Source organism: Lacrimispora sp. (assembly GCF_032078915.1).
Taxonomy (GTDB): Bacteria; Bacillota; Clostridia; order Lachnospirales; family Lachnospiraceae; genus Lacrimispora.
The window spans coordinates 12,530-32,412 of sequence record NZ_DAMAUN010000001.1 but is presented as its reverse complement, the minus strand read 5'-3'; the positions used below and the strand labels follow the sequence as shown (position 1 = coordinate 32,412).

Annotated in this window: 21 protein-coding genes; 18 read left to right on the top strand and 3 right to left on the bottom strand. The window is 44.1% G+C overall.

What is annotated here, in order from left to right:
• Window positions 1-7 precede the first annotated feature (7 nt).
• The 7 genes from dxs (at window position 8) to RT269_RS00125 (ending at window position 7,364) form a co-directional block, all read left to right on the top strand.
• On the top strand, window positions 8-1,933 hold the full coding sequence (dxs, locus tag RT269_RS00155) for a 1-deoxy-D-xylulose-5-phosphate synthase (RefSeq protein WP_313179988.1): 1,926 nt from the start codon (window positions 8-10) through the stop codon (window positions 1,931-1,933).
• Window positions 1,930-2,742 (top strand): TlyA family RNA methyltransferase, encoded by an 813-nt coding sequence (locus RT269_RS00150; RefSeq protein WP_313179987.1) that lies wholly within the window; start codon window positions 1,930-1,932, stop codon window positions 2,740-2,742. The genes dxs and RT269_RS00150 overlap by 4 nt, the downstream gene beginning before the upstream one ends.
• A gap of 66 nt (window positions 2,743-2,808) precedes the next feature.
• A complete protein-coding gene (locus RT269_RS00145) occupies window positions 2,809-3,666 on the top strand; it encodes an NAD(+)/NADH kinase (RefSeq protein WP_313179986.1) in 858 nt (285 codons plus the stop codon).
• An 11-nt stretch (window positions 3,667-3,677) separates the two neighbouring features.
• Window positions 3,678-4,127, top strand: coding sequence for an arginine repressor (gene argR / locus RT269_RS00140; protein WP_313179985.1), 450 nt, complete (start codon window positions 3,678-3,680; stop codon window positions 4,125-4,127).
• 11 nt (window positions 4,128-4,138) lie between these two features.
• The gene (recN, locus tag RT269_RS00135; protein ID WP_313179984.1) at window positions 4,139-5,809 is read left to right on the top strand and encodes a DNA repair protein RecN; all 1,671 of its coding nucleotides are present in this window, start codon (window positions 4,139-4,141) and stop codon (window positions 5,807-5,809) included.
• Between the two features lie 4 nt (window positions 5,810-5,813).
• The gene (locus RT269_RS00130) at window positions 5,814-6,530 is read left to right on the top strand and encodes a DUF554 domain-containing protein (RefSeq protein ID WP_313179983.1); all 717 of its coding nucleotides are present in this window, start codon (window positions 5,814-5,816) and stop codon (window positions 6,528-6,530) included.
• A 39-nt stretch (window positions 6,531-6,569) separates the two neighbouring features.
• Entirely contained in the window at window positions 6,570-7,364 is a 795-nt protein-coding gene (locus RT269_RS00125) for a YdcF family protein (RefSeq protein ID WP_313179982.1), read from the top strand.
• A gap of 164 nt (window positions 7,365-7,528) precedes the next feature.
• Here the strand turns inward: RT269_RS00125 and RT269_RS00120 are convergent, their stop codons facing one another.
• Complete coding sequence (locus tag RT269_RS00120) at window positions 7,529-8,365, bottom strand: prenyltransferase (protein WP_313179981.1); 837 nt, start codon at window positions 8,363-8,365, stop codon at window positions 7,529-7,531.
• A 55-nt stretch (window positions 8,366-8,420) separates the two neighbouring features.
• Complete coding sequence (locus RT269_RS00115; RefSeq protein ID WP_313179980.1) at window positions 8,421-8,861, bottom strand: ASCH domain-containing protein; 441 nt, start codon at window positions 8,859-8,861, stop codon at window positions 8,421-8,423.
• Window positions 8,862-9,390: 529 nt separating this feature from the next.
• Here RT269_RS00115 and spoIVB point away from each other — a divergent pair.
• The 11 genes from spoIVB (at window position 9,391) to RT269_RS00060 (ending at window position 18,996) form a co-directional block, all read left to right on the top strand.
• Complete coding sequence (gene spoIVB / locus RT269_RS00110; protein ID WP_313179979.1) at window positions 9,391-10,665, top strand: SpoIVB peptidase; 1,275 nt, start codon at window positions 9,391-9,393, stop codon at window positions 10,663-10,665.
• Between the two features lie 531 nt (window positions 10,666-11,196).
• Complete coding sequence (gene spo0A, locus RT269_RS00105; RefSeq protein WP_092244067.1) at window positions 11,197-12,003, top strand: sporulation transcription factor Spo0A; 807 nt, start codon at window positions 11,197-11,199, stop codon at window positions 12,001-12,003.
• Between the two features lie 97 nt (window positions 12,004-12,100).
• On the top strand, window positions 12,101-13,546 hold the full coding sequence (gene glgA, locus RT269_RS00100) for a glycogen synthase GlgA (RefSeq protein ID WP_313179978.1): 1,446 nt from the start codon (window positions 12,101-12,103) through the stop codon (window positions 13,544-13,546).
• Window positions 13,547-13,583: 37 nt separating this feature from the next.
• Window positions 13,584-14,153, top strand: coding sequence for an HD family phosphohydrolase (locus RT269_RS00095; RefSeq protein ID WP_313179977.1), 570 nt, complete (start codon window positions 13,584-13,586; stop codon window positions 14,151-14,153).
• 13 nt (window positions 14,154-14,166) lie between these two features.
• Window positions 14,167-14,625 carry a divergent PAP2 family protein gene (locus RT269_RS00090; RefSeq protein ID WP_313179976.1) on the top strand — a complete coding sequence of 153 codons (459 nt, stop codon included), beginning with the start codon at window positions 14,167-14,169 and terminating at the stop codon, window positions 14,623-14,625.
• A gap of 135 nt (window positions 14,626-14,760) precedes the next feature.
• Window positions 14,761-15,318: a putative ABC transporter permease gene (locus RT269_RS00085; RefSeq protein WP_313179975.1), complete on the top strand. Its 558-nt coding sequence runs from the start codon at window positions 14,761-14,763 to the stop codon at window positions 15,316-15,318.
• Window positions 15,319-15,478: 160 nt separating this feature from the next.
• Window positions 15,479-16,075, top strand: a complete 597-nt coding sequence (locus RT269_RS00080) for a Maf family protein (protein WP_313179974.1) — start codon at window positions 15,479-15,481, stop codon at window positions 16,073-16,075.
• On the top strand, window positions 16,072-16,854 hold the full coding sequence (locus RT269_RS00075; protein WP_313179973.1) for an HAD family hydrolase: 783 nt from the start codon (window positions 16,072-16,074) through the stop codon (window positions 16,852-16,854). Before RT269_RS00080 ends, RT269_RS00075 begins: the two co-directional genes overlap by 4 nt.
• Before the next feature lie 23 nt (window positions 16,855-16,877).
• On the top strand, window positions 16,878-17,849 hold the full coding sequence (locus RT269_RS00070; protein WP_313179972.1) for a peptidylprolyl isomerase: 972 nt from the start codon (window positions 16,878-16,880) through the stop codon (window positions 17,847-17,849).
• A gap of 29 nt (window positions 17,850-17,878) precedes the next feature.
• Window positions 17,879-18,118 (top strand): hypothetical protein, encoded by a 240-nt coding sequence (locus RT269_RS00065; protein WP_313179971.1) that lies wholly within the window; start codon window positions 17,879-17,881, stop codon window positions 18,116-18,118.
• Between the two features lie 143 nt (window positions 18,119-18,261).
• Window positions 18,262-18,996 (top strand): AAA family ATPase, encoded by a 735-nt coding sequence (locus RT269_RS00060; RefSeq protein ID WP_313179970.1) that lies wholly within the window; start codon window positions 18,262-18,264, stop codon window positions 18,994-18,996.
• Between the two features lie 222 nt (window positions 18,997-19,218).
• Here the strand turns inward: RT269_RS00060 and RT269_RS00055 are convergent, their stop codons facing one another.
• Entirely contained in the window at window positions 19,219-19,809 is a 591-nt protein-coding gene (locus tag RT269_RS00055) for a hypothetical protein (protein WP_313179969.1), read from the bottom strand.
• Between the last annotated feature and the right edge of the window lie 74 nt (window positions 19,810-19,883).

Below are 19,883 nucleotides of genomic sequence, written 5' to 3'. Positions count from 1 at the left end.
TAAGAATATGATGCTGGAATTAATAAACGGGCCTGAGGATATCAAAAAACTGTCAAAGCAGGAGCTTGATATTTTAAGTCAGGAGATCCGTGACTTTTTGGTAGGGAAAATAAGCACGACTGGCGGCCATCTGGCTTCCAATTTAGGTGTGGTGGAGCTGACTATGGCCATCTACCTGGCTTTTGACCTTCCAAAGGATAAGGTTATCTGGGATGTAGGGCATCAGTCTTACACCCATAAAATATTAAGCGGCAGGAGAGAGGATTTTGACGACCTGCGGCAATACGGCGGCATGAGCGGCTTCCCCAAGAGAAAGGAAAGTCCTTGTGATGCCTTTGATACCGGACACAGCTCTACTTCCATTTCAGCCGGACTTGGACTGGCCCAGGCAAGAGATGTGCTGGGAGAGGACCATTTTGTGGTATCTGTAATCGGAGACGGTGCCTTAACAGGCGGCATGGCCTATGAAGCTTTAAATAATGCGGCAAGAATGAACAAGAATTTTATTATCATTCTCAACGATAACAACATGTCCATCTCAGAAAATGTAGGTGGCATGTCTACTTATTTAAACAGCATCCGTACCGGTGAAGGGTATCTGGACTTAAAGAAGCATGTGACCAACGTGCTGTCCCGGATTCCGGTTGTAGGAGATCAGATCATTGATAAGATCAGCAGGACAAAGAACGGCATTAAGCAGCTGCTCATACCTGGAATGCTGTTTGAGAATATGGGGATCACCTATCTTGGTCCGGTGGACGGCCATAATATAAAGGCCCTTTCCAGGGCCCTGCGGGAAGCAAAGAAGCTTCCCCATACCGTGCTGGTCCATGTGATCACCCAGAAAGGCAAGGGATATGCCCTGGCCGAGAGGAATCCTTCCAAGTTCCATGGAGTTGATCCTTTTGATATCATCACCGGGGAGCCGAAGAAAAAGAAGAATAATCCCAGCTATACGGATGTGTTTTCCAAAACCATCTGCCGTCTGGCTGAACAGGATAAACGAATCGTGGCGGTAACGGCAGCCATGCCGGATGGAACAGGCTTAAAGCGGTTTTCCCATCTGTATCCTGACCGCTTTTTTGATGTGGGAATTGCAGAAGAGCATGCGGTGACTTCGGCGGCTGGAATGGCGGCAGGCGGCTTAAAGCCGGTTGTGGCCGTTTATTCGTCTTTTTTACAGCGCGGCTTTGATCAGATTCTCCATGATGTGTGCATTCAGAATCTGCCTGTGGTCTTTGCCATAGACCGGGCAGGGCTTGTGGGAAGTGATGGTGAGACCCATCAGGGGATTTTTGACTTATCCTTTTTAACAGCCATCCCAAATATGAGCGTGTTTGCGCCGAAAAACTTATGGGAGCTTATGGATGGGATGGAGTTTGCCCTGTCCTACGATGGCCCGTTTGCAGTGCGCTATCCAAGAGGAGAGGCTTACCAGGGCTTAAAGAGTTTTCGTGCTCCCATTGAATACGGCAAGGGCGAGATGCTCTATGAGGAAAAGGATATTGCTCTTTTGGCAGTAGGAAGCATGGTGAGCACAGGGGAGCATGTAAGGCAAAAGCTGAAGGCAGAAGGCTGGAACTGTACTCTTGCCAACGGCCGGTTTGTGAAGCCTTTTGACCGGGAGTTGGTGGACCGTCTGGCAAAGAATCACTGGCTTATTGCGGTCATGGAAGAAAATGTCCTTCAGGGAGGCTTTGGTCCCGGGGTCACCGCTTATATCCATGAGCACTATCCGCATGTAAAGGTAATCAATATTGCCCTGCCGGATGCCTATGTGGAGCATGGCAACGTATCCCTGCTCCGGAAGGGGCTGGGGATTGACAGCAATTCTATCATATGGCGGCTCAAAAAGGAATATCTTGATACGGAGCGCCAGAATGCAGAATGGAAAAAATATAAAGATAAAACAAGGGAAATGGAAAAGGCATGAAAGAACGTTTGGATGTGCTTTTAGTAAAACGGGGACTGGCTGAATCCAGGGAAAAGGCCAAGGCTGTCATTATGTCCGGGATCGTCTATGTAGACGGAGATAAGGAAGACAAAGCCGGTACCACATTTGAGGAAACTGCAAACATCGAGGTAAGAGGAAGCACTCTGCGGTATGTGAGCCGGGGCGGTTTAAAGCTTGAAAAAGCCATGACTCACTTTAACGTGACTCTGGAAGGAAAAGTATGCATGGATGTAGGCTCCTCCACAGGCGGTTTTACAGACTGTATGCTTCAAAACGGAGCCGTTAAGGTTTATGCAGTGGATGTGGGCCACGGCCAGCTTGCATGGAAGCTGAGGAACGATGAACGCGTGGTGTGTATGGAAAAGACCAATATCCGTTATGTCACTCCTGGAGATCTGGCCGACCCAATAGAATTTTCCTCTATTGATGTTTCCTTTATTTCCCTGACAAAGGTATTAGGACCTGTAAAAGCCCTTCTTACGGATGAAGGAGAGGTCGTCTGCCTTATAAAGCCCCAGTTCGAAGCAGGCCGGGAAAAAGTGGGGAAAAAGGGCGTGGTAAGGGAAAAATCCGTTCATCTGGAAGTGATCCGGATGGTCATTTCCCATGCAGTAAGCATTGGGTTTGAAGCGCTTCATCTGGAGTATTCCCCCATTAAGGGGCCGGAAGGGAACATTGAGTATCTCCTGCACTTGAAAAATCATCAGTCAGGAGAGACATTCCCGGAATGCGGTCTTGATCCGGAACAGATCGTTAAAGAGGCCCATGGGAATTTAACAGGAAACTAAAAGCGGCCTGTCACAGCAGGCAGCAAAAGCGGATTAAGAGTATCCTTGCAGGTAAGGAGTTATTATATGAAATATTTTTATGTAATCATGAACCCTGACAAAGAAGGGGCCAGAGAGACTGCGAAAGCCATTCGTGACTATCTTACCGGTCATGGGGCGGTCTGCCTGATCGGGGGAGAAGGCCAGGAAAAGCGGCAGGGGAAAAGCCATTATACCGATGCTGCCATGGTGCCGGAAGAAACGGAGTGCCTGATCACCTTAGGCGGCGACGGGACCCTGATACAGGCGGCCAGAGACTTGGCGGGTCGGAATATCCCCATGATCGGGATCAATCGGGGAACCCTTGGGTACCTAACCCAGGTATCCCTCACGGAGGATATCAATGATGCTCTTTCTGCCCTTCTTGCAGGTGATTATAAGCTGGAAGAACGGATGATGCTGGACGGCTGTATTTACCGCAAGGGAACAGAGGTCTGCCAGGATATTGCTTTAAATGAAATCGTCATAACCAGGAGCGAGCAATTAAAGATGCTTCAGTTTAAGGTTTATGTAAACCAGGAATTTTTAAATGAATATCGGGCTGATGGGCTTATTGCGGCAACACCCACCGGTTCCACCGCCTACAATCTTTCTGCAGGAGGCCCCATCATTGTCCCGGATTCCAAAATGGTGGTCCTGACTCCCATCTGTTCCCATGCCCTGGGGACAAGGAGCATCGTCCTTTCCGCAGATGACTGGATCCAGATCGAGATGACGGGGAAGAAGGGCATAAGCCAGGCGGCTGTATTTGACGGAGATACGACCACGGAGCTTTATCCAGGCGATTGTATCGAGATACGCCGGTCGGATATTAAAACCATTCTGATAAAACTGAAAAACATATCATTTTTAGATAACCTGCGCAACAAGATGGCTGGTATATAGGGAGGGACACTATGAAACTGGAACGACACAGCAAAATTGTGGAACTTATTGGAAAACACGAGATTGAAACCCAGGAGGAGCTGGCAGATTATTTGAATCAGGCAGGCTTTGCGGTCACTCAGGCGACGGTTTCCAGAGACATCAGAGAGCTGAAGCTGACTAAGGTTCAGTCTGAGTCAGGAAAGCAGAGGTATGTGGTACTTCAAAACCAGGGTTCTTTCAGTGACAAATACATCCGGATCCTGCGGGATGGCTTTTTAACTATGGACATGGCGCAGAATATTCTGGTTATTAAGACGGTATCCGGCATGGCCATGGCAGTGGCGGCGGCTCTTGATGCCCTTCATTTCGGTGAGATGGTGGGCTGCATTGCAGGAGACGACACCATCATGTGCGCCATTCGAAGCGCCGATGATACCATACTTATGATGGACAAACTAAAGAAACTCATTACGGGATAAAGGAGGCCGCCATGCTTTCAGAATTGCACGTAAAGAACTTAGCCCTGATCGAAAAAGCCGATGTGGAATTTGGACAGGGCTTTAATGTCCTGACCGGTGAAACCGGAGCCGGTAAATCCATTATTATCGGTTCGGTTACCATTGCCCTGGGGGGCAAAACGCCAAAGGATATCATTAGAAAGGGCACAGAATACGCCTATATTGAGCTGATCTTTACGGTCAGTGACCCGGGGAAAGTCCGCCTGTTAAAGGCGTTTGATGTCTATCCGGATGGAGACGGCACGGTGATCATTTCAAAGAAGATCATGCCCTCCAGAAGTTTAAGCAAAATCAATGATGAAACCGTAACCGCAGGAAAGCTGCGGGAAATCACGGGCCTTCTCATCGATATTCATGGACAGCATGAACATCAGTCTTTACTCTACAAATCAAAACATCTTGAGATTCTGGACCGCTACCAGGAGAAAAAGTCCCATAAGCTAAAAGAGAATATTGCAGATACTTATCGGGAATACGTCCGGTTAAAAGACAGGCTTTCCGCCTTCCAGCTTGACGAGGAAGTCAGACTCAGGGAAATGGACTTTATCCGCTATGAGATAGAAGAGATCGAAAATGCCGGGCTAAAGGAAGGGGAAAAGGAAGAACTGACCTCCAGATACCGTCTTTTTTTGAATGCAAAAAAGATATCCGAAAGCCTTTCCATGGCTTTTTCCGCCGTGGATACGGATTTCATCAGCCGTGCATTAAAAGAGGTGGAAACGGTTGCCTCCTATGATGACAGGCTCTCTGCCATAAGGGATCAGTTATTTGATGCCGATTCCATTTTAAGCGATATCAGCCGGGAAATAACCTCATACATGGATGATATGTCCTTTGACGAAGATGAATACAGGCAGATGGAAGAGCGGCTTGATGTTCTACATAATCTTGAAGCAAAATATGGAGGAAGCCTAAGTCAGATATTTGTAAATCTGGAAGAAAAGCAGAAACGCCTGGAAGAGTTGGAGGATTATGACGGGGCCAGAAAAAGGACCGCTGAAGAACTCCAAAAGGTTTCGGACCGTCTGGAGCTTCTTTCCGGTCAATTATCCGAAATGAGAAAGAATACAGCCAAGGAACTGACAAAAAAAATAAAGGAAGGTCTTAAGGACTTAAATTTTATTGATGTGGAATTTTCCATGGAATTTTCACGCCTTGGCCACTATACGGCGAACGGCTTTGACGAGGCTGAATTTTTGATCTCCACGAACCCTGGAGAGCCTTTAAAGCCTTTGGGCATGGTAGCTTCCGGCGGCGAGCTGTCCAGGATCATGCTGGCCATTAAGACTGTGCTTGCGGATACCGATGACATTCCTACTTTGATTTTTGATGAGATCGATACCGGGATCAGCGGACGTACGGCCCAGAAGGTATCGGAAAAGCTGGCCTATATTGCCGGGAACCATCAGGTGATCTGCATCACCCATCTGCCCCAGATCGCTGCCATGGCTGACAGCCATTACGAGATTGCAAAGACGGTGGAAGAGGGCCGTACAGCCACTTCCATACACCCTTTAAGCGGGGAAGAGGTGGTAGAGGAGCTGGCAAGGCTTTTAGGAGGTGCAGAGATAACCGAGGCAGTGAGAGCTAATGCAAGAGAGATGAAGCGGCTGGCAAAAGAAGGCAGACGTCTGGGAGTATGAGAACATGATTGGACTTGGAACACTGATAAATGTGGCGGGGATTGCGGCAGGAGGCTTGGGAGGCCTTCTCTTTGGAAAGAAGATGGAGGAGCGTTACCAGCGCACGCTGATGAGCGGAGCAGGGATATGTGTGCTGTTTCTTGGAATCGAAGGCGTTATGGAAGAAATGCTTGTCATCCGGCAGGGAGAGCTTGCCGGCAGGGGAACAATGATGCTCATCCTATCTTTTTTCATAGGATCACTTCTTGGAGAGTGGCTGAACATTGAATCAGCCATGGAGCGGTTTGGAGAGTGGCTTAAAAGAATAACAAACAGCAGCGGCGATGCAAAATTTGTAGACGGATTTGTAACGGCCTCTCTTACGGTTTGTATCGGAGCCATGGCAGTGGTAGGTGCCATCAAGGATGGCATCTCCGGAGATTATACAATTCTTGCTGCCAAAGCTCTCCTGGATTTGATCATCATTCTGGTCATGACTGTTTCCCTGGGAAAAGGGTGCATCTTTTCGGCTGTTCCGGTTGCCCTGTTTCAGGGAACCATAACCCTTCTGGCAAGACTGATCGAACCCTTTATGACGGCCCAGGCTCTGTCTAATTTGTCCTTAACCGGTTCCGTCCTGATCTTTTGCGTGGGCATGAACCTTATCTGGGGAAAGATGATAAAAGTTGCCAATCTGCTTCCGGCTATCTTTTTGGCAGTGGCTTTTGCTTTTGTTCCTTAGAAATTATCTTATCCATTGATGCATTGAAAGGATTAATCATTGAAGAAATATATTGCGGAATGTATAAACATTCTAGGTGATTTTTGTGGGAAGAGGGATGTTCCTGCATTAACATCAGAGGATCTGAGAAAAAAATATGGAATAGATCAGGCAGACGTCATGGTCCTTTTTGGCGGCAGCATTCTCTGCGGCGGGGATATCCTGGCTCATGCAATGAAAAAGGGGATAGCAAAAAAATACATCATTGCAGGCGGGGCAGGTCATACAACGGAAACCCTGCGCCTGAAGATGCATGAAGAATTCCCTGATATAGAGACGGCCGGTCTGCCGGAAGCAAAGATATTTGAAGCATATATCGAACACCGTTATGGATTAAAGGCAGATTTTCTGGAATGTAATTCTACAAATTGCGGAAACAATATAACATATCTTTTGGAACTGCTGAAGGAAAACAACATCTCCTTCAACAGTATAATACTCGCGCAGGATGCATCTATGCAGCATCGAATGGAAGCAGGGCTCCGGAAATATGTTGCTGAAGATGTGATTATCATTAATTATGCCATTTACCGTGCCCGTGTGATTATAAGGGATTCGGAACTTGTTTTTGAAGAAGAGATATGGGGAATGTGGGATATGGACAGGTATATAACCCTGTTAATGGGCGAGATTCCCCGATTGTCAGACAATGCAGACGGATATGGGCCGAAAGGGAAAGGGTTTATAGCCCATGTGGAGATACTTAAAGAAGTTGAGAATGCTTTTGAGGGGTTGAAAAAAGAATACGCCGATATGGTTCGCACAGCTGATCCCTTGTATGCGTCAGCAAAATGATTTTTTTGGATTTTCTATTCGCCTGCTCATTTACCGCTTTCGAATTTTTCATCATCGTCAGACATGTTATGCCGCAAGCTGCATGAACACTATGTTTTTGCAGGATTGCGGCATTTTTTATTCGCCCCCACTCTTTTCTCTTTTCAGAATGACAGCCTAAATGATTATTTTTTATTGAGATTTTCTAAGATTTCATGATACCGTTTTGTAGCTAATGTGCTTGGCGCTCCCTTTTTGCAGAAAGAAAGTTTAGCCAGTTTAGGGACCACGCGCTCAACGATGATTTGACCGTCAACTGTTTTTGATTTCAAGCATTCAAATGCTTCCAGGAAACGGCTATCATTTTTTGCACGGTCATAAAAAGATAAAATATAGACATATTCAAATAAATTGTAATTGCGAAATGGGTATTCAACCTGCATAAACAGCGTTCCAATACCATAATGACATGGACCGATGGGTTTACGAATGACCCAATGTTCAAGCAGGAAATCTACCGCTTTATCAAGCGCCTGTTCTTTATTTCGGTAATCGCTGAAACGAAAGGCATCAAGCACATTCAGTGTAGGTTTTGGATTGGAATACTCCGTTTCTTCCCCGCGACCATATGAAAACTTATTGCAGCGCCAGCCTCCGTCTTTGTATTGTGTATCCAAAAAGTGGTGAAAGGTTTTTTGAATTCTGCCATCAGAAACATACCCCAAATGACACAATACATTGGCAGCTATTGCCGTTTGACATGGTAAAATACTTCCTTTGGGATATATCTTAAAACGCCCGTCATCCTGCCATACACTGAAAATTAAATCAGCAGCAGCTTTTAAAACAGGATCTTCCGGCGGCATTCCAAGTTCCGATAAATAAAGCACACTGTCAAAAGTCGAAAACGGAGATCCTTTCAAAAGCCGTTTATCGGGAGTTGCCCAAAGATCAGCCCCATTGTCATGCTTATGAGATAATATCGTTTCTACATCTGATAAGTATTGATTTTCCACCGCCATTTAATTGCCCTCCGCAACAGTCATTCCGCTTATTTGTTTTTCAATAACCCAAACGTTAAGTCCTGTAAACTAATTCAAATTCCTCGCATACGACTGGCATATCTTCATGAAATAATTTTCCGGTTTCAGACAGTTCTTTTCTGAAAAACTCAACGTGTACTTTTCTCCAGTATTCCAATGAACCATTGCCTTCGCCTTCTTTCCCGGCATGTTCCTCACTTACCTCCCGAAATGGGACGATGGTAACTTTCGTTGTTTTAATAATACATACCGCTTCATCCTTTGAGTCAAGAATTACGCTATAGTCTCCTGCTTTTGGCAGTGCTTCGTTTTCTGCTTCATATAAGGGATAAGCAGAGGCTGTTCCGGTTTTAATGCCTCTTAATACTAATTCTGCCAGTTCATCGGGTGCGGCACCAAACGCCCATGACTGATGTTCCGTTACTTCAATTTGACTTTTCGATACAAATTTATCCCACATCTGTTCTGCATTCATGATATCTTAATTATCCCATCTTTAAATTATTTATAAAACTATAAAAACAAAATTACTTCGTATCAGTTTCTTATTTATTAGAAAATTATACAATAATTCCTGCAATAATTCTACACAATTTTAAGATGAATCCTTATTTGCAGAAAAGTAATAGGGGTCATGGGATACCTCTTGGGAAAGAAGGGAAAGAAAACAAATAAAATCAGCATAAAACTCTCTAACTAAGCAATTTTCATCAATGTGTTATACAAGCTTATAAATCATTTTTTATTGTTTAATCAATGAAAAAACGGAGATGATAAGAGTAAATAAAGAATATGTATCACATCTTTTTTTTAAAATTATTGAATTTAAGATGATCAGTCAGACGGATGATAAGGCTAATAAAGTTATCCATTTTATTGCAATAGCTGCCACCGAAAGAAAATAGTTACAACTAAAATATGACAGTGTGATTTAATTAATTTCTCACATACTAAGAGAGGAGCAAAAAATTGTCTCCTTTCATTCACCTAAGGAGGTATGCGAGATGGGAAAAAATAAATTTCATAAATTTATAGTAAGAGCGTTCTGGATCAGCCTGATCTTTTGCATCGGATTTTCCTGGTTCTATATGAAACGGGTAATTCCCGACAAGTTAAATATCGTTGCACAAGAAGAAGAGCAGTTTCATTTCTCCATGCCTTTTGATGTGACGCTGTCTTCTGACAGCGAGGAAGTGGTCTTAAATAACGGATCAAATATTCCTTCCGACAAGATCCATCTTCAGGTAAACCAGCCCTTTTCCTTATATTCGGAAAACCAGGGAAGTTATAAGCTGGGGCTAAAGCTGTTTGGATGGATCCAATTAAAGGACATACAGGTGAATGTAGTAGATACCAAGTATGCCATTCCTTGCGGCACACCTATTGGAATCTACTTAAAATCCGACGGTATCATGGTAATCGGTACCGGTGATGTAACAAAAAAGGACGGAATGGTTGTAGAACCGGCTTTTGGGATACTGCAATCAGGGGATTATATTGAAGCCATCAACGGAACACCTCTTAAGGACAAGGAAACTCTGATGAATGAGCTGAGCAAAATAGGCGCCACAGAAGCAATGCTGAAAATCAGACGGAACGGGGAAACCATTGATGTAAAAATGAATCCAACGGAGGCAGAGGACGGAACCTACAAGCTGGGAGTCTGGGTCAGAGATGACACTCAGGGAATTGGTACCATGACTTATGTGGACATGAACGGACAGTTCGGTGCATTGGGTCATGGAATCAGCGACAGTGATACCGGCAATGTGGTTCAGATCACCAATGGAGCCCTTTATGAGACAGCGATTCTTGGAATTGAAAAGGGAACCTTTGGAAAGCCGGGAGTGATGAGCGGGATCATCTATTATGGACCAGGATCCACCCTGGGAACGATTACCGCCAATACAGAAGAAGGAATATTTGGAAACGTAAATGACAGGTTTAAACAGAGTATGGTGCAGGATGCCATTCCCATTGGCTACCGGCAGGATGTGAAGAAGGGAACGGCCTACATCCGAAGCGATGTTTCCGGAAAGGTGAGGGATTATGAGATTGAGATACAGCGTGTGGATTATTCCACCACTCATAAAAGCAAGGGAATGGTGATTAAGGTCACAGACCCGGATCTTTTGGCTTTGACCGGCGGAATCGTGCAGGGGATGTCAGGAAGCCCGATTATACAGGACGGAAAATTGATCGGAGCCGTAACCCATGTGTTTATCCAGGACTCAACAAGAGGGTATGGGATATTCATCGAAAACATGATCAATCACTGAGTCCAAAGGCCAGGAAAGAAAAGAACAGAATCGTAACTATTTACGGTGCCGTTCTTTTCTTTTCACATTTCAGACAAAACAGTAATAATTACAACGGATTTCAGTCAAAATAGAATATTTTCGGAAGTATTTCACAATAAATGCATTTAAATGTTTTTTCTTAATAGTCGAAATGTAGAAATTAAAGTTACAAAAAATAGCATATTTTATAGAATGTGCTTTTCAAGGTAATTATAATGTGATAATATAAGATTCATGGGATGGAAATTTTCGGAATTTTTTTGCCGACAAGGAGTATCAATTTTCAACACCGGTGGAGAATCAAAGGACCTTCAAGGTTTGGGACCGGGGTAAGCCTTTTCGACCTTCGACGTAACAAAGGAAAAAAATACTTTTAAATTCAACTTAAAAACAAGTTCCTTTTGTCGAATAATGCGATAGAATCCCATTGCGGCATAAGCTAGGGCAAGACTATAATGGCTTTACACTAGTTTTAATCTATATTTGAAGAATCAGAAGGAGAGTATCAATATGTCAGAAATTAGTATTGCGATTGCGGATGATAACCTGCAGACATTGAATCTGCTGAATGATATACTGGAAGGAGAGGAGGATTTTCACGTAGTAGGAAGAGCGGATAATGGCGAAGACGCTTATAACATGATCCTCAAAACAAATCCTGATGTTGTCTTATTGGATGTGATTATGCCGAGAATGGACGGAATAACAGTTATGGAACGGGTGCGCGGAAATGGCGCTGTCACAAAGATACCGTCATTTATTATGGTCACAGCAGCAGGAAGCGAGAATATTACTGAAGATGCTTTCCGAATGGGAGCGAATTACTACATAATGAAGCCGTTTAATAAGGATATTATCGTCGATAAGGTACGAAGGGTAGGACAGAGAAAGTCGAAGACTCCCAGCTTACAGGGGATGAAAAAAGTAAAACCTTATGTCAATAAAACGGAATACATGGAACAGAACTTAGAAAATGATGTAACACAGATGCTTCATGAAATAGGCATTCCTGCGCATATTAAAGGTTACCAGTATTTGAGGGACGCCATTGTTATCTCCGTACAGGATCAGGAAATGCTCACCTCTGTCACAAAGATACTTTATCCCTCCATTGCAAAGAAACATCAGACAACTCCCAGCAGGGTGGAACGTGCGATCCGCCATGCCATAGAGGTGGCCTGGAGCAGAGGGAAAATGGATACCATCAATGATTTGTTCGGATATACGGTAAGCACCGGCAAAGGAAAACCCACGAATTCTGAATTTATTGCTTTAATTGCCGATAAGATAAGACTGGACTATAAAAAACTTTCCTAATTTGTAACTTTTGATACTTCCTTATTTCTTTAAAATGCAGTATACTAAATAAAAATCGACTATACCCCAGCGGGAAAAGGATAAGGGAGGTTTTTGGATGAAGAAGATTTTATTCGTTGCATCAGAGGCAGTACCTTTTATTAAAACAGGTGGTCTCGCAGATGTTGTGGGATCCCTTCCCAAGTGTTTCGATAAAGAGTATTTCGATGTTAGAGTCATGATTCCCAAATACCTATGTATCAAAGAAGAACTGAGGAACCAGATGACCTATATTGACCATTTTTATATGGATTATCTGGGCATAAACAGGTATGTGGGAATTCTTCAGTATGTTCATGAAGGCATTACCTTTTACTTTATTGATAACGAAGAATATTATAATGGTCCCAAGCCCTATGGGGACTGGTATCATGACCTGGAAAAGTTTTCCTTTTTCTCCAGAGCAGCCTTGTCAGCGCTTCCGGTTATCGGATTCCAGCCGGATGTGGTTCACTGTCATGACTGGCAGACCGCCCTTATTCCTGTTTTATTAAAGGACCGGTTTCATGATGGAGATTTTTTCAGGAACATGAAATCCATAATCACGATTCACAATTTAAAGTTCCAGGGCGTATGGGATGTAAAGACGATACAGAAGCTTACCTGCCTGCCGGATTATTACTTTACTCCGGATAAGCTGGAAGCATATAAAGATGGCAATCTGTTAAAGGGCGGTATTGTTTATGCCGATGCCATAACTACGGTCAGCGATACCTATGCGGAAGAAATCAAGATGCCGTTTTACGGAGAAGGGCTGGATGGCCTGATGCGTGCACGGGCAGGCAGCCTCCGGGGAATTGTCAATGGTATTGATTATGAGGAGTTCGATCCGGATACCGATCCGCATATTGAAAAGAATTATAATTTGAAAAATTTCCGTAAGGAAAAGGTGAAGAACAAGCGGGCTTTGCAGCAGGAGCTTGGACTGAATCCGGATGAGAAGAAGTTTGTAATCGGTATTGTTTCCAGACTTACAGACCAAAAGGGACTGGACCTGATCCAGTGCGTGATTGATGAGCTGTGCAGTGATGATATCCAGCTGGTAGTTCTTGGCACCGGAGAAGAACGGTATGAGAATATGTTCCGCCATTATGCGTGGAAGTACCAGGATAAGGTTTCCGCCAATATCTATTATTCAGAGGCAATGTCCCATAAGATTTACGCTGCTTGTGATGCGTTCCTTATGCCGTCCCTGTTTGAACCATGCGGACTGAGCCAGCTTATGGCTCTCCGGTACGGTACCGTACCCATTGTACGGGAAACCGGTGGTTTAAAAGATACGGTTGAGCCGTATAATGAATATGAGAACCGGGGAACCGGTTTCTCATTTTCTAATTATAATGCTCACGAGATGTTAGGGATTATCCGGTACGCGGAGGGGGTCTACTACGATAAGAAGCGTGAGTGGAACAAGATCATAGACCGCGCCATGGCAAAGGACTACTCATGGAAAACTTCAGCCATGAAATATCAAGAACTTTATGATTGGCTGATTGGCGTTTAAGCCGGCCATGGATCAGGAAAGAAGCGTTTGAATAAGGATGGACAGCATGCATTTAACCCGAGAAGAAAAAGAAGAGGCAATTCGATGGGCAGAAGATTCTTCCTGGGTAGAACGGGAAGATTATTGTGAAGATACAGATTATATGGACTGTGTCAGGGACATTATAGATAGTCCGGTATTCCAGTCCATGGATAACTATATGCAGCATGGAGACACAAGCTGCAAGGCTCATTGCATTAAGGTGTCCTATATGGGCTACTGTATTTGCAGGAAGATGGGCTGGGATTATGCTGAGGTCGCAAGAGCAGGCCTCCTACATGATATGTTTTTGTATGATTGGCATACTCATGCAAAGGAAACAGGGGAACGTTTCCATGGTTTTACTCATCCCCGGACTGCACTTAATAATGCAGTAAAACATTTTGATTTAACAGAAAAAGAAAAAGATATGATTTTACGCCATATGTGGCCGCTGACCCCCATCCCCCCAAAGAGCCGGGAGGGAATGGTGATTATTTATTCGGATAAATTTTGCGGACTGATTGAAACAATGGCCAGGTTCAAGCGTTGGATCTTATACGGATTTGGAAAGAAGAGCGCTGCATAATACGGAGGAAACCATGACATTTTGGGAAGATATACTTGGGAATCAGGTTTTGATTACTGCAGTTGCCGGCTGGCTGGTTGCACAGGTTTTAAAAACGATCATTGACCTGGCCCTTAACAAAAACTTTAATCCGGAGAGGCTTGTGGGATCTGGGGGAATGCCCAGTTCCCATTCCTCAACGGTCTGTGCGTTATCGACCGCCGCCATTTACCGCTATGGCGTCGGTTCTTTTGAGTTTGCAGTCTGCTTTGTCCTATCCATGATTGTCATGTATGATGCCATGGGAGTACGCAGGGAAACAGGAAAACAGGCCAAGCTGTTAAACAGCATCCTGTTGGAAAATCCATTTGAGCTTAGCGGAGAGATATTACAGGAACGATTAAAGGAATATGTAGGACATACTCCGCTTCAGGTGGCGGCAGGTGCAATTTTAGGAATCTCGCTGGCGCTGTTTATCTCTCAGTTCTATTAGTCAAATACCTTGCATCTATGGGAATAAAGAAGAAAATTTTCTGGGAATCGTAAGAAAATAGTCCTTGATTTCTTAAGATATCCATTATATACTTTAACAAGTTCAAAAATTGTTAAAATTGGAGGTAAAATGGATATGTCAATTTATCATAGGATAAACTGTTTTTTCCTGTTCAGTTTTCTTGGATACCTTCTTGAATGTTCCGTACTCAGTTATGAGAATAAAAGGCCTGTGCTGAATCGGGGATTTGGACATGGACCGTTCTGTATCATTTATGGATTTGGTGCCACGGGAGCGATGATCCTGCTTAAGCCTCTTGCAGGCAATCCGGTTCATCTTTATTTCGCCTCTATGGCTATGGCAACCTTTATGGAGCTTTTAACCGCTCACATGATGATAAGGCTGTTCGGTTCCTTCTGGTGGGATTATAGCCGGAAGCTGTTTAATTACAAAGGGATCATCTGTCTGGAGAGCAGCATTGCATGGGGGTTTTTGGGAATTTTTTATTTCCGCTTCCTAAACGGATTTGTCAATCAGATGGCAGGGATGATACCGGAGGATTTTGAACGATTGGTGGCAATGGGCCTTTTGATTTTTTATATGGCAGATTTTATATACACCATGAGGATCCAGCTTCGGGATGACTATGACGATGATGATACGTCCATGATCGGACGATTGAAAGTTTATTGATGATTGGCGGGATTCGATAAGGGTCCCGCTTATTTGCTATTTCATACCATAAAAGCAATGAGCCAAATTCGCTTTTGCGTCATTTGGCGAATGCAGTACAAGAATAGACGCTTACGTCTATTCTATTATAAAATCAGAAAGAGTAACATGGAGGTTAGGGATGAATAAGATAGAAAGGCTTGTATTGGCTTCCGCTTCGCCAAGAAGGAAAGAGCTTCTGGCTCAGATCGGAATAACGCCGGAAATCGTGCCCAGCACCATAGAGGAGAAGATTACCACCAATGTGCCCGAAGAGGCGGTGATGGAGCTGTCCTGCCAGAAGGCAAAAGACGTGGCCAGCCGCAGGCAGCTGGGGACTTATGTCATCGGAGCGGACACTGTAGTTGCAGCAGGCGGTGAGATTCTGGGCAAGCCGGTCAGCCACGAGGACGCTTACCGGATGATCTCCCTGATGGAAGGAAGGACCCATCAGGTATATACAGGGGTCACCCTGGTGTATTGTGGAGGTTCTGGAAATAAAGTCAGGACATTTGTGGAAAAGACCGATGTTCATCTCTATCCCATGTCTGATGAGGAGATAAGAGCCTATACAGACAGTGAAGAGCCTATGGATAAAGCCGGGGCCTATGGGATACAGGGAAAATTCGCAGCTTTTATTAAAGGGATTGACGGCGATTATAATAATGTAGTAGGATTGCCTGTAGGACGTGTGTACCAGGAAATAAAGCAGATGTTTGAACGGGAGGATAAGGTATGATTAAACTGATTGCATCGGATATTGACGGGACTCTTGTGACGGATGGAGGCAACGAGCTGAATCCTGAGCTTTATGATGTGATTTTAAAGCTGCGGGCAAAGGGGATCCAGTTTGCCGCGGCCAGCGGACGCCAGTGGCTCAGCATTGAATCCATATTTGAACCCATCAAGGAAAAGGTATTCTATCTTTCGGATAACGGCGCTTATGTGGGCTGTCATGGCAGAAGCCTGTACGTCAACCCCATTGAGCGTAAGACGGTTATGGATATGGTACTGGATGTGAGGAATATGGCTGGACTTGATGTCATGATCTGCGGACCCGATGTGATTTATACAGAGACAGACAACCAGGAATTCCTGGACTGGATGATAAACGGCTACAAGTTCCATGTGAAGCAGGTAGAGGATTTAACTAAGGTGGAATCCGAATTCATCAAGGTCTCCGTGTACCGCAAGACCGATGTGGAGGCCCATACCAGAACCTTGCGGCAAGAATATGCGGACCGCCTAAAGATGACCATAGCAGGAGATATGTGGCTGGACTGTATGAGACCGGGAATTAACAAAGGGCAGGCGGTGAAGCTTCTTCAGGAGAGTCTTGGGATCAAGCCGGAGGAGACTATGGCATTTGGCGATCAGTTAAATGACATTGAGATGTTAAAGCAGGCATATTACAGCTTTGCCGTAGGAAACGCCAGGGAAGAGGTAAAGGCGGCAGCCAGATTTCGGACGGACACGAACGTCAACGACGGGGTCCTGAAAATATTGAAGCTGCTTTAAGCGGCGTGAAAAGAGGGATGCTCATGAAAGGACAATTTAAGATTATGGGAAAAGTCCTTCTGGCTGCTGCAGCGGCAATTGTTCTGCTGTCCGGATGCAGGGCTAATATCCCCCTTGTTTCTGAATCTTTGGAGACAAAGGCGTATACGCTGTCCCAATCCATGGTGATCGTGGCTACGGAGAGGAACCGGTATCAGCAGATTTATACCAATCAGATCTGGGGAGTGGACTTACCAGGCGGTCAGACCTTTGAAACCTATCTGGTGGATCAGGTAAAGGAATTTCTTCAGGAAATGAAAATGATGAATCTCCTGGCTAAGAATAAGGGAGTCACTCTGACCAGTGCGGAAAAGGAAGAAGTCCGTAAAGCATCGGAAGAATACTTTTCTTCCCTGACAAAGGAAGATATTTCCTATATGGGATCCTCCGAAACGGATGTGCGGACGATGTATGAGGAATATTACCTGTCCAATAAGGTAGTGGATGAACTGACAAAGGATATGAATCTGGAGATCAGTGACAGCGAAGCCAAAGTGATCCAGGTGGATCAGATCGTTATGTCTGATGTGGATGCAGCTTCGACTGTGCTTTTACAGGCAGAAGCCGAGGGGGCTGATTTTTCTGTACTTGCCAGGGAATATTCAGAGAATCCTGTTACCACATACAAAATCGGCAGAGGGGAGAATCCAGGCCCCTATGAGGAGGCTGCCTTTTCTCTTTCTGCAGGTCAGATCAGTCAGGTGGTGGAGGATAATGGCAAATACTATATTATCCGGTGCGTAAATGATTATGATCAGGACGCCACCCAGGAGAGGAAAGCCGGGCTGTACCGCAAACGGAAAAAGGAAGCCTTTGATCAGATCTATTCCCAGTTTAAGAAAGATAATCCGATCACTTTCAGCAATGAGATATGGAAAGATGTAAAATTCTCAAAAGATGATAAGACAACTACCACGAACTTTTTTGAGATCTATAAGAAGTATTTTTCTGACTAACCATAGGGGAAGGATGGGGAAAACTGCAGATGAAACCGGAAGAATATGATAGGATGAGAGGACGCAGCCGCAGCCGCAGGCGCAGAAGAAACCGGGGAAGGGAGATCCTTATAGGAGTTCTCCGCATTCTGCTTGCTTTGTTTCTGCTGGTCTGCCTGACGATTGGGGGCGTATTTGGTTACCGGTACTGGGAGGGAAGTAAGACCTCTGATTCTCCTTTGGAAACCAGCCGGGCAGTGGCGCCGGAAACCATGGGGGAAACGCATTAGAGGGAAGGGGAAATCAGGGAGATGATTTCCCCTTTTTTGAACTGTAAGGGGAGGAAAAAGTATACTTAAGTTATATAAATATGTATCATTTTTCTCGGGAAAGCTACCAGAGGATCTTCTGTTTCGATATAGGTGGGTTGATTATGATATACATTAAATCTGTTTATTTTAATAAGAAAAAGACATATAATGATTCTAAATATGAGTTTAATATACCTGCAATAAAACAACTAACTGAACAAAAGGAATTGAAATTTTCTACAGATGTTACTTTTTTTGTGGGTGAGAATGGAGTAGGTAAGTCGACTCTTTTAGAAAGCCTGGCCATTGCATCTGGATTTAATCCGGAAGGTGGAACAAGGAACTTTAATTTCTCGACGAAGGATACACATTCTCAATTATCAGATTATTTAGTTTTATCAAAAAGCCATGTTAAAGCAAGAGATGGTTTCTTTTACCGGGCAGAGAGCTTTTATAATGTATCTACAAATATTGATGAGCTTGACAGCGATGTTCGATTATTAGATAGTTATGGAGGAATATCTTTGCATAAACAGTCCCATGGAGAAGGTTTTCTTTCGCTAATTAAGAATCGATTTGGCGGTAATGGACTTTATATTTTGGATGAACCGGAAGCGGCACTTTCACCTTCCAGACAGATGAGCTTGATTTGCCTGATCGATCAATTGGTTGAGAGAAATTCACAATTTATCATTGCAACACATTCTCCTATTTTAATGGCATTTCCTAATGCAACGATATACCAAATTGATGATAAAGGGTTTAAAACTGTTAAACTGGAAGAAACGGAGCATTACATTATTACGAAAGCTTTTACTAATAACTATAAAAAAATGATTTCTGAGTTGCTTGAATAACATGAGAATCAAAGGAATACGGCAGGAAAGCAAATTAATCTCTTTTCTGATAGTTTGATATTGATTCCCCACAATTAATTTTGGTACGAGTAAGCGCGAAATAATTAAGAACGATAAGGTGATTATTAATGATTTAAGCTGAGTTAAGTTACTTGGGGCCTGTTGTATGATTGGTCCCGATAAAAGGTTTAGGAGCCGGGCTTTGAAAAGCCGGCTCCCATTTTATTGGTTCAGTTCTGTAAAATTCGATTTTAATTTCTGATACAATTCCCCCTGAACAAAATTCTCAAAGCAACCTTCATCCTGTGGAAGAATTACATCTGCGTACTCCATCACTGCCTCAGCGGTAGGTTTAACGCGGGAAGAAGTGCTGCTTTGAATCATAACAAAGAGAGCAGGTTCCGCCACCAGTCGTACGCTGTTGGATTCACATAGAACAAGGGCGTCCTTTGGAACCAGTTTCAGCGCTTCCTCTAAAGCCTCTCTTAAATTTTCCTTATAGGCCCGGATGAGATAAACCTGATTTGCTCCGGCCCTTTTTAAAAGCATGGTATCTTTTGCTCCGGTACCGGTCTCCGGCGTGATGTCAAAGGAACCTTTCAGTCCCTGGCAGATCCCGCAGCCCTGTCCTCCTCTTGGGCATATATCCCCATGGTTCCTTATGGTTATCAGCTTGAATGCAACAACCGGTAATGTATCCTTAAAGGCATGAATAATCTGAAGTGCCAGGGTTGTTTTTCCGCTGTTCCGTCCTGTCGCCCCGATTAGTACCATATGTCTGGCTTGCAGAAATGTTTTGTTTTCTGTACTCATATATGCTCCGTTTTCATAAATTGCTGCCTTTTTTTGGTAAAACCAATATCATTCTGTGCAACATTATTTTTATT

Bases quoted from the DNA above. Each gene is read 5' to 3' on its own strand.
- recN (WP_313179984.1), top strand. From the start codon at position 4,139: ATGCTTTCAGAATTGCACGTAAAGAACTTAGCCCTGATCGAAAAAGCC.
- glgA (WP_313179978.1), top strand. From the start codon at position 12,101: ATGAAGAAGATTTTATTCGTTGCATCAGAGGCAGTACCTTTTATTAAA.
- RT269_RS00060 (WP_313179970.1), top strand. From the start codon at position 18,262: ATGATATACATTAAATCTGTTTATTTTAATAAGAAAAAGACATATAAT.
- spo0A (WP_092244067.1), top strand. From the start codon at position 11,197: ATGTCAGAAATTAGTATTGCGATTGCGGATGATAACCTGCAGACATTG.
- RT269_RS00095 (WP_313179977.1), top strand. From the start codon at position 13,584: ATGGACAGCATGCATTTAACCCGAGAAGAAAAAGAAGAGGCAATTCGA.
- RT269_RS00145 (WP_313179986.1), top strand. From the start codon at position 2,809: ATGAAATATTTTTATGTAATCATGAACCCTGACAAAGAAGGGGCCAGA.
- RT269_RS00115 (WP_313179980.1), bottom strand. From the start codon at position 8,861: ATGAATGCAGAACAGATGTGGGATAAATTTGTATCGAAAAGTCAAATT.
- RT269_RS00090 (WP_313179976.1), top strand. From the start codon at position 14,167: ATGACATTTTGGGAAGATATACTTGGGAATCAGGTTTTGATTACTGCA.
- RT269_RS00070 (WP_313179972.1), top strand. From the start codon at position 16,878: ATGAAAGGACAATTTAAGATTATGGGAAAAGTCCTTCTGGCTGCTGCA.
- RT269_RS00130 (WP_313179983.1), top strand. From the start codon at position 5,814: ATGATTGGACTTGGAACACTGATAAATGTGGCGGGGATTGCGGCAGGA.
- dxs (WP_313179988.1), top strand. From the start codon at position 8: ATGATGCTGGAATTAATAAACGGGCCTGAGGATATCAAAAAACTGTCA.
- RT269_RS00075 (WP_313179973.1), top strand. From the start codon at position 16,072: ATGATTAAACTGATTGCATCGGATATTGACGGGACTCTTGTGACGGAT.
- RT269_RS00080 (WP_313179974.1), top strand. From the start codon at position 15,479: ATGAATAAGATAGAAAGGCTTGTATTGGCTTCCGCTTCGCCAAGAAGG.
- RT269_RS00150 (WP_313179987.1), top strand. From the start codon at position 1,930: ATGAAAGAACGTTTGGATGTGCTTTTAGTAAAACGGGGACTGGCTGAA.
- RT269_RS00065 (WP_313179971.1), top strand. From the start codon at position 17,879: ATGAAACCGGAAGAATATGATAGGATGAGAGGACGCAGCCGCAGCCGC.
- argR (WP_313179985.1), top strand. From the start codon at position 3,678: ATGAAACTGGAACGACACAGCAAAATTGTGGAACTTATTGGAAAACAC.
- spoIVB (WP_313179979.1), top strand. From the start codon at position 9,391: ATGGGAAAAAATAAATTTCATAAATTTATAGTAAGAGCGTTCTGGATC.
- RT269_RS00055 (WP_313179969.1), bottom strand. From the start codon at position 19,809: ATGAGTACAGAAAACAAAACATTTCTGCAAGCCAGACATATGGTACTA.
- RT269_RS00120 (WP_313179981.1), bottom strand. From the start codon at position 8,365: ATGGCGGTGGAAAATCAATACTTATCAGATGTAGAAACGATATTATCT.
- RT269_RS00085 (WP_313179975.1), top strand. From the start codon at position 14,761: ATGTCAATTTATCATAGGATAAACTGTTTTTTCCTGTTCAGTTTTCTT.